This is a genomic window from Desulfovibrio sp. (assembly GCF_014803725.1).
Lineage (GTDB): Bacteria > Desulfobacterota > Desulfovibrionia > Desulfovibrionales > Desulfovibrionaceae > Desulfovibrio.
Map to the genome: position 1 here is coordinate 105423 of NZ_JAAVBE010000003.1, position 14245 is coordinate 119667.

Below are 14245 nucleotides of genomic sequence, written 5' to 3' on the forward strand. Positions count from 1 at the left end.
CAGCGAAAGGCGGCCGCGCGCCGCCTTTTTTATGGGCCTCCCCCAAGGCGAAAAACCATGCGCGACCTCCTGCCCCTTCTGCCCCGGCCGAGCCGCTACGCCGGCATCGAGGACGGCGCCGTGCGCAAGCAGGCCGATGCCGTGCGCCTGCGCGTGGCCCTGGCCTTCCCCGACCTCTACGAAGTGGGCATGTCCTACCTCGGGCAGAAGATCCTCTACGGCATCGTCAACGCCCGCGAAGCGTGGTGGGCCGAGCGCGTCATGGCGCCGGACCGCGCCGCCGCCGCCATCCTGCGCGAGCACGGGGCGCCGCTCTGCACGCTCGAGTCGGACACGCCGCTGGCCCGCATGGACTGCGTGGCCTTTTCCATCACGCACGAGCTCTGCTCCACCAATGTCCTCTTCATGCTCGACCTCGCCGGCATCCCGCTGCGCCATGCCGACCGCCCGGACGACCTCGGGGCCTGCCCGCTCGTCATGGCCGGCGGCGGCGCGCTGCTCGGGGCCGAGCCGCTGGCGCCCTTCATGGACCTCATGGTCTTGGGCGACGGGGAGGAGACGCTGCCCGAAGTCCTCGAGCTTCTTGAGCGCGCCCGCGCCGAATCGTGGGGGCGCGGCCGTTTTCTTGAAGAGGCGCGTCATATTCCCGGCGTCTATGTGCCCTCCTTTTTCAGCGCAGGGCCCGACGGCGCCCTGAGGCCCCGCTTTGCCGACCACGCCCGCCCGGCCCGACGCATCGTGGCCGACCTCGAGGCCGCCATCTATCCCGCGCGGCAGGTCATCCCCGCGGGCGCGGTGCACAACCGCCTCTCGCTCGAGATCGCGCGCGGCTGCACCCGCGGCTGCCGCTTCTGCCACGCGGGCATGGTCTACCGCCCGGTGCGCGAGCGCACGCCCGAGAGCGTCGGCGCCCTGCTGGAGGCCTGCCTCAGCGAGACCGGCTTTGAGGAAATTTCCTTCCTCTCCCTCAGCACGGGCGATTATTCCGCGCTCAAGACCCTGTGCGAGAGCACGCTGGAGCGCTGCGCCCGCGAGCAGGTGGTGCTTTCGCTGCCCTCCCTGCGCGTGGGCTCCATCGACGACGAGATCATGGGCCGCATGGCCGAGCTTCGGCGCACGGGCGTGACCCTCGCGCCCGAGGCCGGCAGCCAGCGCCTGCGCGATGTCATCAACAAGGGCATCAGCGAGGAGGACATCCTGCTCCACGCGCAGAAACTACTGGAGCACGGCTGGCGGCAGGTCAAGCTCTATTTCATGATTGGCCTCCCCACCGAGACGGACGAAGACCTCGTCGCCATCGCCGAGCTCTGCCGCAAGGTGCGCGACGCCGGGGGCCGCGGGGCGCCGCGCCTGCAGGTGACGGCCTCGCTCTCGCCCTTCGTGCCCAAGCCCTTCACGCCCTTCCAGTGGGAGGCGCAGATCGGCCTCGACGAGATCGACCGCCGCGTGCGCCTCGTGCGCGAGCAGTTCAAGGGCCAGAAATGCCTCAAGCTGCGCTGGCACGAGCCGGCCATGAGCCACCTCGAGGGCATCCTCTCGCGCGCGGGCCGGGAAATGGCCGACGTGGTGGAACTGGCCTGGCGCAAGGGCGCGCTCTTCGACAGCTGGATGGAGAGCTTTGACATCGCCCCGTGGCTCGAGGCCCTGAAAGAATGCGGTATCTCCGCCCAGGACTGCATCGGCGCCCGCGTGCCCGGCGCGCCCCTGCCCTGGAGCCACCTTGAGGCCGGCGTCTCCGAGGATTTTCTCCTGCGGGAGCGCGAGCGCGCCCTGGCAGGCAAGGTCACGCCCGATTGCCGTTACGGCGCCTGCCGGCACTGCGGTGCCTGTGACACAGCCGCCGGCCCGTCGCTTTTGGCCGCGCCCATGCCGAAAGAGGGCGAGGACGCCACCCGCCGCAACCGCCTTGTCTTCAGCCGGCGCGACCAGGCCGCGCACCAGCCCCGGCGCGACGCCGAAGGGCGCCTCATCTGCAAGACCCAGCGGCAGGAGCCGCCGCACCTCGCGCCCGAGCTGGTGCACAAGGCCGCCCAATACCGCTTCTGGCACACCAAGACCGGCGGCAGCGCCTGCCTGAGCCAGTTGGAGCTCCAGGCCACGCTGGAGCGCGCCCTGCGCCGCGCCGGCCTGCCGCTGGCCTTTTCGCGCGGCTTCCATCCGCTGCCCCTGCTCTCCTTCGGGCGGGCGCTGCCCGTGGGCGTGGAGAGCGAGGCCGAATGGTTCGCCCTTACCTTGCGGCGCCTCCTGCCCCCCGCCGAAGCCGCGGAACGCCTCGCGGCGCACCTGCCGCCGGGCATGCGCCTGCGGCTCGTGGAGTTCACGCCGCCAGACAGGCGTACTGAACAGGCCGTGGCCGAGGTCTTTTCCTGCCACCTGGCCGGCGAAAGCGCGGGCGGTGGCGCGGACGCGGACGGCCTGCTCGCGCGGCGCCTGGAAACTTTTGCCGCCCTTGCCGAAGCGCCCTTCACCCGCGAGGGCAAGAACGGCCCGCGCTGCATGGATCTTCGCCCGCTGCTCCTGCGCTGGGCGGCACAGCCCGGCGGTGGCGTGACATTCACCCTCGATTGGACTATGGGCTATCTTTCGCCGCTCGCCTTCACCCTGGCCGTGCTCGGCCCGGAGGCCGAGGAGCCGCGGTTGCGCGCCCGGCTCCGGCTGCGTAAGACCGGCCAGATTTTCGCCGACGGCCGCACATTTCCGGCGGAGTGAGGGGCGCCGTCAGCGCCCCATCTTCCGCGCACAGGCCCTTTCAGCACAAAGGCGTCAGGAGGCTTCATGGCACAGTCCACCCCATTCCCCGACGACATGCCGTTTTCCCAGCGGGTGAAGAGCCTTGCGGACGAAGAACTGCTGGAGATCTGGGAAGAAACGCAGCAGGTGGAACAGCTCCTCCATCAGGAGATGCGCACGGCCATTTCCCTCGCGCCCGAATATGAGCGGGCCATCGTGGAGGAATTGCGCCTGCGCTCCACCCGCGGCCTGTGCCGCCGCGAGGCGCGCTGAACCGCGCTGGCGGCTTGTGGTGTGCGAATACTCGTGCAGTGGCGTTGTCCTTGCCGCGCTCAAGACGGATCCCAGGAAGATCCTTCAACTGCTTAATGTAACATAACCTTTACAGAACAGGATCAGAGAACGCCGAAACGGCGCTTTAAACCTCTCTGTTATTTGTCCTTCTTTTTTCCATTTTCTCTTCAATTTTTTCGACATCTTTTTCGACCAGCGGCGACCAGCGGCGGAAAAAGTACTTGAAAAACGGAAAAAGGAAGATGACCATCAAAAAAATCAGCATCACCAGTACAATGTACGACTGGTCATCGCACCATGGGCTCATGGCATCCCTGATGAACTGCAGAAACACCGCTACCGCGGTGCACAGCGCGGCGCTGGCGTTGAAAAGCGCCGCCCCGGTGACATGCGGATTGAACGGGGAATCGGAGGTCAAAAGCCTGGGGTCAAAGCAGGTGTAAACCAGCTCAATGGCAGTATCCAGTTCCCTGTAGGCGCGTCTCAGGCTCTCATTTTTGGACTGTTCGGATTCAGGGGCAGCCGTTGCAGATTTCCACCAGAGAAATGCCGCCAGAAAATACATGGCATCAATGAGAAAGTTCTGGAACGCTATCACGATGACTTCCTTAAAGAGTGTGCGTTTAGGTGCATGACCCGATGAGCGGGGCTGCTCCCGGCAGTGTTTGGAGGAGTTTATAAATATCCTCCCGTGCCGTCCATATGCTGACCATGACATCCAAGCCGTTCCCTGTACCCCTCAGCCCCTGAGGCATCCTTGTCCCATCGCGTGACCGCGGCGCCCGCTGTTGCCGGTCAACGCGCTGCGTTGCCTTTCATATTTCCTCCTCATCAAAAAACACAAAGAGCGCGCCATCCCTGAAAGGACAGCGCGCTCTTTTTTGATTCGCTAAAAAATCCGCTAGGCCAGGTGCACCTCGTCGCGCGCCCAGTAGAGCAGGCGGGCGTGCTCCTGCACATCGCGCAAAAGCGCCTCGCGGGCGTCGTCCGGCAGGTCGCGGATGCGCAGGAAGATATTGCGCTGCCCCTCCTGGTTGTTGGTGGAGAGCACGGAGAGGATGCGCGCGCCGTGCTTGCGCAAGAGGTCGAAAATGGGCCGCATGGCCCCGGCCTCGTTGGCGATCTCCATGCCGAGCTGGATGCCGCCGTCGCGCACGCCCGTGATATTGACGAGCGCCTTGAACACGTCCTGGTCGGAGATGATGCCCACGAGTTCGCCCTTCTCGTCCACCACGGGCAGCCCGCCGATCTTCCTGTCGAGCATGATCATGGCGGCTTTTTCCACCGTGTCCGTGGGCTTGATGGTCACGGGCTTGGGCGTCATGATGTCCTTGGCCTTGATCTCGGCCAGGAGGTAGTGCATCTCGTACATGTCGAGCGTGGTGGCCTTGGAGGGCGAGGCGTCGCGCACGTCGCGGTCGGAGATGATGCCCACCACGCGGCCGTTGTCGAGCACGGGGAGGCGGCGCACGCCGTGGTCCCGCATGAGTTTGCCGAGCTTGAGCAGGCTCGTGTCGGGCGTGACGGTGATCACCTCGGGGGTCATCCAGTTCCGTATGAGCATAAGGCCTCCCTGCGCCTGTCTTTGCCGGGCGGTGCGCCCGGCCTTCTCTCCCGGAGCATACCCGAGCCGCGCCCGGCGCACAAGCCCGGGCCAGCCGCTCACGCCCTGCGGCGGAACATCCACACGGCCACGCTCACGGCCGCCACGCTGATGAGCCCGATCTTCCCGAGGTTGACGAGCGCCGCGCCGAGGGTGATGTCTTTCAGAAAGACGCCCTGGCAGAGCGTGGTGAAGTGCCTGAGCGGGTTGATCTCGCTCGCGCGCTGCAAGAAGACTGGCATGTTCATGACCGGCGTGACCGCGCCGGAAATGAGGATGCAGGGCACGCCCACGGTGAAGGCGCCGAGAAAGGCCTGCTGTTGCGTGGCCGAGAGCGACGAGACCATGAGCCCCACCCCGCCCGCGGCGATGGAAAAGACGAGCATGGCCACATAGAGCAAGGCCACCGAGCCGTTGAAAGGTACGCCGAAGCCGAACACGGTGATGAGCAAAAAGAGCGTGCCGTGCGCGAGCCCGATGAGGCAGCCGGGCACGAGCTTGGCCAGCGCGATTTCCGTGGGCGTGGCCGGCGAGACGAGCAACTGGTCAAAGGTGCCCACCTCGCGCTCGCGCGCCACGGAAAGCCCGGTGACGACCAGCCCGAGCATGAGGCTCAGCATGCCGATGAGGTTGGGCAAAAAGAACCACTGAAATTCCAGGTTCGGGTTGAACCAGCAGCGCGTGCGTACATCGAGCTTGGGCACGGCCGGGGCCGCGTCTTCCGCCTGCGCTTCCGCCGCCCCGGCCATGGGCGTCGCCCGCGCCACACCCTCCACTATCTGCGAGAGGTAGGAGGCCGCGATCTGCGCCGCGTTGGAGCGCCGCCCGTCAAGGATGACCTGTAGCTCCGCCGGCTCGCCGCGTTCCACATTGCGCGAAAATTCCTCGTCGAACACGAGCACGAAGAGCACCTTCTGGGCGTCAAGCACCGGCCGCACCTCTTGGCCGCCCATGAGGTGGAAGACGCTGCGGAAGGTGGGCGAGCCATCGATGCGGTGCAGTATCTCCCGGCTCCAGAGGCCGCTGTCGCGCGAGAGCACGGCCACGTCCACATTGCGCACTTCCATGGTGGCCGCCCAGCCGAAGACCACGATCTGGAGGAGCGGCGGCACCACGATGAGAAAACGCGAGGTGCGGTTGCTCAAAAGCACCAGGAGTTCCTTGCGCACGATGGTGAGCATGCGCCGGAGCGGCGCCGGGAGCCGCAGGTTCATGCGCGCGTGTCCAGCCGCTTGGTGAGGTTTTTGTAGACCAGCCCGAGCAGGAGGGCCGCGAGCAGGCCCATGAAGAGCAGGCTCGGGGCAAAGATGCTCCACACGTCGCCGGTGAGGAAGATGGTGCGAAGGCAGGTGTTGAAATAGCGCGCCGGCAAAAGCCGCGTCAGCATCTGGAGCACTTCGGGCATGCTGTTGATGTCGAACACGAAGCCCGAGAGCATGAGCGCGGGCAAAAAGCCGGAGAAAAGCCCGGCCTCGGCCGCCACGAGCTGCCCGCGCAGGCACACGGAAATGAGCAGGCCCTGCCCGAGCGCGCTCAGCATGAACACCGTGGAGAGCAACAGCAGCGCCCCGAGCGAGCCGCGGAACGGCACCTCGAAGAGCGTCACCGCCGCCGCGGCGCACAGCCCCATGCTGAACATGCCCATGCAGAAATACGGGACGAGCTTGCCGAGCAACAGCTGGAGGCGTGTCACCGGCGTGGCGATAAGGGCTTCCATGGTGCCGCGCTCCCACTCGCGCGCAAAAACGAGCGAGGTAAGCAGGGTGCCGATGAGGGTCATGATGACCGTGATGGCCCCGGGCACGAGAAAGCGCTCGCTCTTGGCCGTGGGATTGTACCAGTAGCGCGCCTCGAGCGTCACGGGCGCGGCCTGCGCCTGCCCGTCGGGAAGGGCCGTCATCTGCCAGTCGCCGATAAGCCCCTGGCTGTAATTGCGGATATATTGCGCGGTATTGGGCTCGGCCCCGTCCACGATGACCTGGAGCGCGCCCGTGCGCCCGGCGGCGAGCTCCTGGTCGAAGTCGCCGCGGATGACGAGCACGCCCTGCACTTCGGAGTCGCGCATCTTTTGCGCCGCGTCCCCCATGCTCGCCACATGCACGGTCGCAAACCACGGGGAATGGGCGAAATCCGCGGCCAGAGACAGCGCGCGGCTGCCGCCGCTCTCGTCGAGCACGGCGAGCTTGAGGATGCCGGCGTCAAGGGTGATGCCGTAGCCGAAGAGCAAAAGAAAGCTCAGCGGCAGCACGCCCGCCACGAGGTAGGAGGAGGGATCGCGGACGATCTCCTCAAATTCCTTGACGATGAGCGCGCAAAGCTGACGCAGCCAGAGGTGCCGCGGGGGCGCGCCCCTCTCCGGGGGCGCCTGGGCACTCGCGCCCGCCTCCATGCCGCCCTACCGCGCGCCCTTGGGGAACAGCACCACGCCCACGGTCTTGAACAGGATGTGGATGTCGAGCAGCATGGACATGTTCTTGATATAATAGAGGTCGTATTCCAGCTTGCGGCGGGCGTCCTCCTCCGATGCGCCGTAGGGGTAGCGCACCTGCGCCCAGCCGGTGAGCCCGGGCTTCACCGTGTGCCTCAGGCTGTAATAGGGGATGGTCTTCCGCAGCTCGCGCACGAAGGCCATGCGCTCGGGTCTCGGGCCGATGAAGCTCATGTCGCCCTTGAGCACGTTCCAGAGCTGGGGCAGCTCGTCGATGCGCACCTTGCGGATGAACTTGCCGAAGCGCGTCACGCGGGCGTCGTTGGCGCTCGCCCAGACGGCGCCGTTCTTCTCCGCGTCGGAGCGCATGGAGCGGAACTTGTAGACTGTGAATTCCTTTTCGTGCAGGCCCACGCGGTCCTGCTTGTAGATGACGGGCCCGGGCGATTCCAGGCGCACGATGAGCGCGGTGATGAGCATGACGGGGAGCGTCAGGATGAGCAGGACGAGCGAGATGCCCACGTCCAGCGCGCGCTTGAGGCGCCTGAGCGAGCCGCGCGTGTTGAGCGAGAAGCCCTCGGTCTGGAGCAGCCACTCGTCGTTGATCTGCGAGAGCGGCAGCCGCTGCACCACATGCTCGTAAAAGGAGCGGATGTCCACCACCATGCGGCCGCGCAGCTTGGCCTCGAGAAGTTCGTGGGCGATGTCGTCGTCAAGCGGCGCGTCCGGCAGGAGCACGATCATGGTGGCGCCCTTTTTTTTGGCCACCTCGAGGGCCATGAAGGGCGGCCCGAGATATTCGCCGGCCTCCGGCCCCTGGCCCGGTTCGCCCACATAGCCGATGATGCTGGCCTTGGGGAGCCCCTCGGCCAAAAGCTGGCGCACCTTACCCGCCGTGTCCACGCCCACGAGGAGCACGCGCAGGGGATGCGTCACCTTGTCGGCATTGCGGTAATAGAGCCAGCGCCAGCCAAGGCAAAAAACAAAGGAGAGCGTGAACAGGAAAAGCAGGGTCTCGCGGTCGAAGCGCCAGTGATCGAAGGCGTAGGAGGCCGTGGCCGAGGAGATGATGCCGAGGCAGCAGGCCACGAGCACGCGGCCCGTGGTCTCGCGGAAGTCCTCCTGCGCCACACTGTAGGCGTCGAGGATGTAGAAAAAGAGCATGTAGAAAAAGACGGTGAAGAGCGAGGCGCCCGTGTAGTCGTCAAAAACGCTCAGGTCCGGCGCGATGGTGGTCACGCCGGAAATGGTGAGCGCCAAAAGCAGGCAGAAAATATCCAGCGTTTGCAAAAGAGCCCGGCGGTAGACGCTGATCACGGTTGTTCCTCCCTGTCGTCCCGCGCCGCTTCCGGCACGCCCATGTCCTTCAGGATGCGGGCGGCCACGGTTTCGGCGTCAAATTCGGCGAGCGCCAGCTTGCGCCCGGCCGCGCCCATGCGCGCGATGAGGGCCGGGTCGGCCACGAAGCGCTCCATGGCGCGGGCCAGGGCCTCCGGGTCGCGCGGCGGCGTGAGCCAGCCGTTCACGCCCTCGCGCACCACCTCGCGACAGCCGGGCACATCCGTAACGATGGCGGGGCGCGCCATGCTTAAGGCCTCCATGACGGACGTGGGCGTGCCCTCGCGCCACGAGGGCAGCACCATCACATGCGAGGCCGCGATAAAGGGCCTCACGTCGCGCGTTTCGCCGAGATATTCCACAAAGCCTTCCGCCTGCCAGCGGCGGATCTGCGCCAGGGGCACGCCGCCCAGGCCCGTCTCCTCGGGGCCGAGCAGGTGGAGGCGGCAGTTTGCCCCGCGGGCCTTGAGGCGACGCCCGGCTTCCGCATATTCATGCAGGCCCTTGGCCTCAAGCAGCCGGCCCACCAAAAGGAAGATGACCGGCCCTTCGGGCGGCAACGGCGGACAGGGCGCCGGCGCAAAGCGCGCGGTGTCCACGCCCGTGCCCCCCCGCGCCATGAGCACCCGCGCGTCCGGCGCGAGGATGCCCTGCTGGCGGAAGACGCCAAGGTCGTCCTCATTCTGGAAAAAGACGCCGCTCACATGGCCGAGCGCCAGCCGGTAGAGCAGAACGCCGAGGCGATTGACGCATTTCTTGAACAGGCTGTCGGCCTCGAAGGCGTAGCCCAGGCCCGTGATGGTGGCGTAGACGCGGGGCACGCCCGCCACGCGAGCGGCGAGGCAGCCGTAAATCACGGGCTTGATGGTGGTGGCGAAGAGGAGGTCGGGCCGCTTTGCGCGGAAGAGCCGGAGCAGCGCGAAAAAACTTTCGGCGTCGCGCACCGGGTTCAGGCCCTTGCGGTCGAGGGGATAGTTGACCACTTCCGCGCCGAGCGCCCGCAGCGCGGCCTCGGCGGCGGCGTCACCCGGGGGCGCCGCGCAGATGACCGTATGCCCGGCCGCAAGCATCCGCCGGATGAGGACGCTCCAGAAATTGCTCATGGAGCGGGCCTGGTTGCTCAGGATGACGATCTTCATGCCGCCCCCGTCAGTCCTCCCGCCGCACGGCAAAGCTCATGCGGCCGTCGCCACCGTCGCCCACTTCGTAGCCAAGGGCGTCGGTCACGCGGTTGTCCTCGCCGAAGCAGAGCACCACGGGCCTGCGCGTGGCGAGCTCACGGGCGTCGGCCACATATTCGGACGCGCAGATGATGAGCTCGTCGCCCGTCTGGCAGGTGCGCGCGGCCGCGCCGTTGAGCACGCAGCAGCGGGAGCCGGGCTCGCCGTAGATCACATAGGTGGAGAGCCGCTGCCCGGAATTCTTGTTCCAGATCTCCACGAATTCCAGCGGCAGAATGCCCGCGCGGGCACATTGCTCCGGGTCGAGCGTGACCGAGCCGTGGTAGTTGAGGTCGCTTGCCGTCACGCGGATGCCGTGAAACTTGGCGCGGAGTATCTTGAGCATTGGTGTCCTTTCAGGGGGAGCGGCCCGGGCCGGGCCAATGAAAAAGCCGCTTCGCGGCGGCTTGGGGGGCGGCGCCGAATGCGCTTGCGCGCGGGGCGCCGGGCGGCGTCCGCCTGCGGCCGGATGGGCAGACGGAACGGCAAAAAACGCTAATAGGCCTTGATATAGTCGTCCAGGCTCTCGGCGGAGCAGTTGCGGCTCACCCAGAAGGCCGAGGCCCAGACCATGAGCGCCGTGGCCTGGGTGTCGTCCAGGCTTTTGAGCTTGGATTCCAGGCTGGACTTGCTCGCCCCGTGGCGCATGTGGATGCCGTTCCTGTCGCAGGCGTCGGCCACGCGCAGCAAAAGATACGAGAGGCGCGTGTTGTCCGGCATGAGCTTCATGTCCTTGTGGGCATCCACGATGGTCTTGAGCTCGGAGGCGCTGAAAATCTGCTTGATGCCGGTAATGGCCCGGAAAAAGGTGTCCACCGCCCAGGGCAGGATGAATTCCGCGCCGGCGCTCTTGGTCCTGAAATAGTCCTTGAGCCAGCGTTCCTGATCGTCATTGATGCGTGCTGCGACCTGCGGCATGGAAGCCCCCGTTGCGTTTCAGCCCGACCGGCCGGGCTCACGCCCCGCGCCATGCGCTGTATCCCACGGTATTGCCATGCCGTACACCACATTGGAGAATTATTCAAGACACAATCTAGAGCATTTCTCCACCTGCCCGGCGGGGCCTAGGCGCCGGCGCCTAGCGACGGCCGCCGAAGAGGCCGCCCAGGACGCCGCGCAAGAGCGTCTTGCCGATCTCGCGGCCCACGGTATTGCCCACCTGGCGTGTGGTCTGCCTGACCACGGAGCCGAGGAGATCGCCGATGTCCACGGCGCCCGAATCCTTCCGGGCCTTGCGCTCGGCGGTCTCCCGGCGGCGCGCCTCGGTCTCGGCCTTTCGCAAGGCCGCCTCCTGCTGCTTGCGCTCGCGCTCGGCCGCCTGTGCGGCCTTGGCCATTTCCGCGCGCCGGGCTTCGGCGGCCTCGGCGGCCTGCTTTTCCTGCGTGCGGGCCATGAGCTTTTCATAGGCCGATTCCCGGTCCACCGGCTTGTCATAGACCCCGGCCACCAGCGAGCGCCGCATGACCGCGGCCCGCTCCTCGGGCGTCACCGGGCCCACCTGGCTCTCCGGCGGCACGATGAGCGCGCGCTCCACCATGGCGGGCGCGCCCTTGGCGTCGAGGAAGGAAACCAGCGCCTCGCCCACGCCGAGCTCGCCGATGGCCTCTTCCGTGGTAAAGGCCGGGTTGGCGCGGAAGGCCTGGGCAGCGGCGCGCACGGCCTTCTGCTCCTTGGGCGTGAAGGCGCGGAGCGCGTGCTGCACGCGGTTGCCGAGCTGGCCGAGCACGCTGTCAGGGATGTCGGAGGGGTTCTGGCTCACAAAATAGATGCCCACCCCGCGCGAGCGGATGAGCCTCGTCACCTGCTCGATCTTTTGCAGCAGGGCGGGCGAGATGCCGTCGAAGAGGAGGTGCGCCTCGTCGAAGAAAAAGACCAGCCGGGGCTTGTCCCTGTCGCCGGCTTCGGGGAGATTTTCATACAGCTCCGAGAGCAGCCAGAGCAGGACGCAGGAATAGAGGCCCGGCGCGTTCATCAGCGACTCGGCCTCGAGGATGTTGATGACGCCGCGGCCCTCGGCGTCCGTCTGGAGAAGGTCATTGATGTCGAGCGCGGGCTCGCCGAAGAACACGTCCCCGCCCTCCTCCTCGAGGCGCAACAGCGCCCGCTGGATGGCGCCCACGCTGGCCGTGGAGATCTGGCCGTAGCTCGTCTTGAAGGCGTCGCGCTCCTCGCCCACATATTGCACCATGCTGCGCAGGTCCTTCATGTCGAGGAGGAGCAGCCCGGCGTCGTCGGCGATGCGGAAGGCGAGCTGGAGCACCCCGGCCTGCACCTCGTTGAGGTTGAGCAGCCGCGAGAGGAGCAGCGGCCCCATCTCGCTCACTGTGGTGCGCATGGGGTGGCCCATCTTGCCGAACACGTCCCAGAAGCAGACCGGGAAGGCCTTGGGCGCGTAGCCGAGATCGCGCAGGCCGAGCTGATCGGCCCGCTCCGCGGCCTTGCCCGTGCCGCCGGCCTTGGCGAGGCCCGAGAGGTCGCCCTTGACATCGGCCATGAAGACCGGCACGCCGAGCGCGCTGAAGGTCTCGGCCATGCTTTGCAGGGTCACGGTCTTGCCGGTGCCCGTGGCGCCGGTGATGAGGCCGTGGCGGTTGCCCATGGCGGGCAGGATGCAGAGTTCCTTTTTTCCTTCCATGGCCACGAGGGCGTTGCGGTCCTTGTCGAGCATGGCTTTTCTCCCTGGCCTGTGCGCGGCCGTGGTTCTGTGCGGTCCAGTGGGGTTTCAGCGCGCGAGCAGCACCCAGGCCGGCCCGTGGGCGTCCAGATGGCTCGCCACATAGTTGGCCCGCTCATTGCCGCCGCAGAAAATGTCGATGCGGTTGCGCCTGATGGCGCCGCCCACGTCCTGCGCGAAGCCGATGCCGCGCAGGGGCACGGTGCCGAGTTTTTCGTCCGGGATGTTCACGCCGTAGGCCACCACCGAGCCAAGAGGAATATAGCCGCGATCCGTGGCGAGGGAAAGCCAGTCATCCACGGTGTGGCCCATGGCGCCCGTGGGGCCGCGGCCCCCGAACTTGAAAAACACGTAGCTCGGGTTGTCGTTCAAGATCTCGCGCACCCGGTCGGGATTGTTGCGGAACCACCCCCGCTGTTCGAAGATGTCGCCCCGTTTCAAGAGGCCCTTTTCGCGCATGATGCGGCCCGAGCTCTTGTATTTGTGGCCGTTCTGGCCTGCATAGTTGATATAGGCCTCGGTGCCGTCGTCAAAGACGAGCTTGCCCGAGCCCTGGATCTCGAGAAAGAACACGTCCACCGGGTCTTTGGCCCAGGCGAGCTCAAGGCCGCGACCGGCGAGCACCTGTTTTTCCTCGATGGTGCGCCGGTCATGATAGCGGCCGCGCCGGGCCCTGACCTTGGCGAGGTCGGGCGGCAGGGCGTAGATGGCCTGCTCGTAGCCGGGCTTCCTCGTGCGGCTCGCGGCCACGCGCGGCTCGTAATAGCCGGAATAGTCGATGCCTTTGGGGACGGGCACCCAGCGGAAATTCTCGGCGAGGAGCTGCGGCTCGGCGTCAAGGCGCGGCAACAGCTCCTGCAGGCGCGTGAGCGTGCGCGAAAGCTCGCCCCACGTCACTTCCAGGCCGGGGCGGCGGATGGCGTACGCGCCCTGCGGCTTCGAGTTGACATAGAGGAGAGACTTGCGCACGGTAGGCGCCATGTCTTTCCAGCTCGTGAGCTCCTGGTTGGCCGGAGCGAGCCGCGAGAGGAAGACTTCGGCGCTCTCCTCCGCGGTCACGGCCGGCCCGGAAGGACGCGCGGGCGGCGGGGCCTTGTGGGCGCACGCCGCGAGAAAGACGCACAACAACAGGGCCAGCGCCGCCAGCCCGCGTGGTGCCCGCCCGCAAGGAAGCGAATGATGCCCGATTTTCCAGCTCCCGAAACCTGGTTTCCCCATCGCGTGTCCTACGGTGAAACGGATTGCATGGGCGTGCTTTACTACGCCGAATATCTGCACATCTTTGAGCGCGCCCGCAGCGCCTATATCCGCGAACGCGGCATGAGCTACGCCGACGTGGAAAAAAAGGGCGTCATCCTGCCGGTGCGCGAGGCCGAGTGCCGCTACCGCTCGCCGGCGCGCTATGACGAGCTCGTGCTGGTGCGCACCGGCGTCAGCGAATGGGGCCGCGCCTCCCTGCGTTTTGTATATGAGATGTGGAACGAGGACAAGACGCGCCTGCTCGCCACCGGCATGACCCAACACGCCCTCGTGGACGCCTCCGGGCGCCCCATCCGCATGCCCGAGTGGTTCCGCCGGCTGGGCGACGCCTGAGCGCGGCCTAGCCATTGCGCCACGCGAACCGGATGCCGCCAAGCGCCAGCGCCTCGCCCACGGCCACGGTGACGTCCCTGTCCAGCGCGGCGCCCGTGAGCACGAGGAGCGCGCCCCCGGCGCAAACAAGGGCCGACCGCATGCCGAGCGGCTTTTTGCGCGCCCCAGGGCAGGCGAGCGCGCCGAGCTGGAGAGCGATTCCCGCCAGGATGCAGGCAGGCGCGAGCCACGGCAGGAAGGGCGCCGGCACCGTGAACAGCCTTTCGGTGTCCGTGACGGCGGGCGCGAGTGCGGCAAGAGCGAACATGGCCCAGCTTAAAAGTTAAGCCTTTCACTCGCAAGCCGGGCAAGACGGCGCGAAAAAG

14 protein-coding genes are annotated in these 14245 nt (G+C 66.8%); 3 read left to right on the forward strand and 11 right to left on the reverse strand.

The genetic code is table 11. The features are described from left to right. The first annotated feature begins 57 nt into the window (after nucleotides 1-57). Together HDR50_RS00785 and HDR50_RS00790 are read left to right on the forward strand one after the other, a co-directional pair. Nucleotides 58-2709 (forward strand): TIGR03960 family B12-binding radical SAM protein, encoded by a 2652-nt coding sequence (locus tag HDR50_RS00785; RefSeq protein WP_291355115.1) that lies wholly within the window; start codon nucleotides 58-60, stop codon nucleotides 2707-2709. A 66-nt stretch (nucleotides 2710-2775) separates the two neighbouring features. Next, nucleotides 2776-3003 (forward strand): hypothetical protein, encoded by a 228-nt coding sequence (locus HDR50_RS00790; protein ID WP_291355117.1) that lies wholly within the window; start codon nucleotides 2776-2778, stop codon nucleotides 3001-3003. Nucleotides 3004-3148: 145 nt separating this feature from the next. Here HDR50_RS00790 and HDR50_RS00795 read toward each other — a convergent pair whose 3' ends face one another. From HDR50_RS00795 to HDR50_RS00840, 10 genes are all read right to left on the reverse strand, one after another. After that, nucleotides 3149-3622 (reverse strand): hypothetical protein, encoded by a 474-nt coding sequence (locus HDR50_RS00795; RefSeq protein ID WP_291355118.1) that lies wholly within the window; start codon nucleotides 3620-3622, stop codon nucleotides 3149-3151. Between the two features lie 303 nt (nucleotides 3623-3925). Next, entirely contained in the window at nucleotides 3926-4588 is a 663-nt protein-coding gene (locus HDR50_RS00800; protein WP_291355120.1) for a CBS and ACT domain-containing protein, read from the reverse strand. Nucleotides 4589-4686: 98 nt separating this feature from the next. Beyond that, on the reverse strand, nucleotides 4687-5841 hold the full coding sequence (locus HDR50_RS00805) for an ABC transporter permease (protein WP_291355121.1): 1155 nt from the start codon (nucleotides 5839-5841) through the stop codon (nucleotides 4687-4689). After that, entirely contained in the window at nucleotides 5838-7016 is a 1179-nt protein-coding gene (locus HDR50_RS00810; protein ID WP_291355122.1) for an ABC transporter permease, read from the reverse strand. Before HDR50_RS00810 ends, HDR50_RS00805 begins: the two co-directional genes overlap by 4 nt. A 6-nt stretch (nucleotides 7017-7022) precedes the next feature. Beyond that, nucleotides 7023-8372, reverse strand: a complete 1350-nt coding sequence (locus HDR50_RS00815) for a sugar transferase (protein WP_291355123.1) — start codon at nucleotides 8370-8372, stop codon at nucleotides 7023-7025. Continuing rightward, nucleotides 8369-9532 carry a glycosyltransferase family 4 protein gene (locus HDR50_RS00820; protein ID WP_291355124.1) on the reverse strand — a complete coding sequence of 388 codons (1164 nt, stop codon included), beginning with the start codon at nucleotides 9530-9532 and terminating at the stop codon, nucleotides 8369-8371. The genes HDR50_RS00815 and HDR50_RS00820 overlap by 4 nt, the downstream gene beginning before the upstream one ends. A 10-nt stretch (nucleotides 9533-9542) precedes the next feature. Next, entirely contained in the window at nucleotides 9543-9959 is a 417-nt protein-coding gene (locus HDR50_RS00825; protein WP_291355125.1) for an aspartate 1-decarboxylase, read from the reverse strand. 149 nt (nucleotides 9960-10108) lie between these two features. Further along, on the reverse strand, nucleotides 10109-10531 hold the full coding sequence (locus tag HDR50_RS00830) for a hypothetical protein (protein WP_165079520.1): 423 nt from the start codon (nucleotides 10529-10531) through the stop codon (nucleotides 10109-10111). Between the two features lie 160 nt (nucleotides 10532-10691). Beyond that, nucleotides 10692-12281 (reverse strand): helicase HerA-like domain-containing protein, encoded by a 1590-nt coding sequence (locus HDR50_RS00835; protein ID WP_291355127.1) that lies wholly within the window; start codon nucleotides 12279-12281, stop codon nucleotides 10692-10694. A gap of 54 nt (nucleotides 12282-12335) precedes the next feature. Then, nucleotides 12336-13505, reverse strand: a complete 1170-nt coding sequence (locus tag HDR50_RS00840; protein ID WP_291355129.1) for an MltA domain-containing protein — start codon at nucleotides 13503-13505, stop codon at nucleotides 12336-12338. On the opposite strand from HDR50_RS00840, the gene HDR50_RS00845 reads away from it, so the two are divergent. Next, entirely contained in the window at nucleotides 13467-13880 is a 414-nt protein-coding gene (locus HDR50_RS00845; RefSeq protein WP_291355130.1) for a thioesterase family protein, read from the forward strand. The genes HDR50_RS00840 and HDR50_RS00845 overlap by 39 nt on opposite strands. A 7-nt stretch (nucleotides 13881-13887) precedes the next feature. Here the strand turns inward: HDR50_RS00845 and HDR50_RS00850 are convergent, their stop codons facing one another. Further along, complete coding sequence (locus HDR50_RS00850) at nucleotides 13888-14187, reverse strand: hypothetical protein (RefSeq protein WP_291355132.1); 300 nt, start codon at nucleotides 14185-14187, stop codon at nucleotides 13888-13890. Nucleotides 14188-14245 lie beyond the last annotated feature (58 nt).

Bases quoted from the DNA above. Each gene is read 5' to 3' on its own strand.
- HDR50_RS00835 (WP_291355127.1), bottom strand. From the start codon at position 12,281: ATGCTCGACAAGGACCGCAACGCCCTCGTGGCCATGGAAGGAAAAAAG.
- HDR50_RS00785 (WP_291355115.1), top strand. From the start codon at position 58: ATGCGCGACCTCCTGCCCCTTCTGCCCCGGCCGAGCCGCTACGCCGGC.
- HDR50_RS00810 (WP_291355122.1), bottom strand. From the start codon at position 7,016: ATGGAGGCGGGCGCGAGTGCCCAGGCGCCCCCGGAGAGGGGCGCGCCC.
- HDR50_RS00830 (WP_165079520.1), bottom strand. From the start codon at position 10,531: ATGCCGCAGGTCGCAGCACGCATCAATGACGATCAGGAACGCTGGCTC.
- HDR50_RS00790 (WP_291355117.1), top strand. From the start codon at position 2,776: ATGGCACAGTCCACCCCATTCCCCGACGACATGCCGTTTTCCCAGCGG.
- HDR50_RS00840 (WP_291355129.1), bottom strand. From the start codon at position 13,505: ATGGGGAAACCAGGTTTCGGGAGCTGGAAAATCGGGCATCATTCGCTT.
- HDR50_RS00800 (WP_291355120.1), bottom strand. From the start codon at position 4,588: ATGCTCATACGGAACTGGATGACCCCCGAGGTGATCACCGTCACGCCC.
- HDR50_RS00845 (WP_291355130.1), top strand. From the start codon at position 13,467: ATGCCCGATTTTCCAGCTCCCGAAACCTGGTTTCCCCATCGCGTGTCC.
- HDR50_RS00825 (WP_291355125.1), bottom strand. From the start codon at position 9,959: ATGCTCAAGATACTCCGCGCCAAGTTTCACGGCATCCGCGTGACGGCA.
- HDR50_RS00820 (WP_291355124.1), bottom strand. From the start codon at position 9,532: ATGAAGATCGTCATCCTGAGCAACCAGGCCCGCTCCATGAGCAATTTC.
- HDR50_RS00805 (WP_291355121.1), bottom strand. From the start codon at position 5,841: ATGAACCTGCGGCTCCCGGCGCCGCTCCGGCGCATGCTCACCATCGTG.
- HDR50_RS00850 (WP_291355132.1), bottom strand. From the start codon at position 14,187: ATGTTCGCTCTTGCCGCACTCGCGCCCGCCGTCACGGACACCGAAAGG.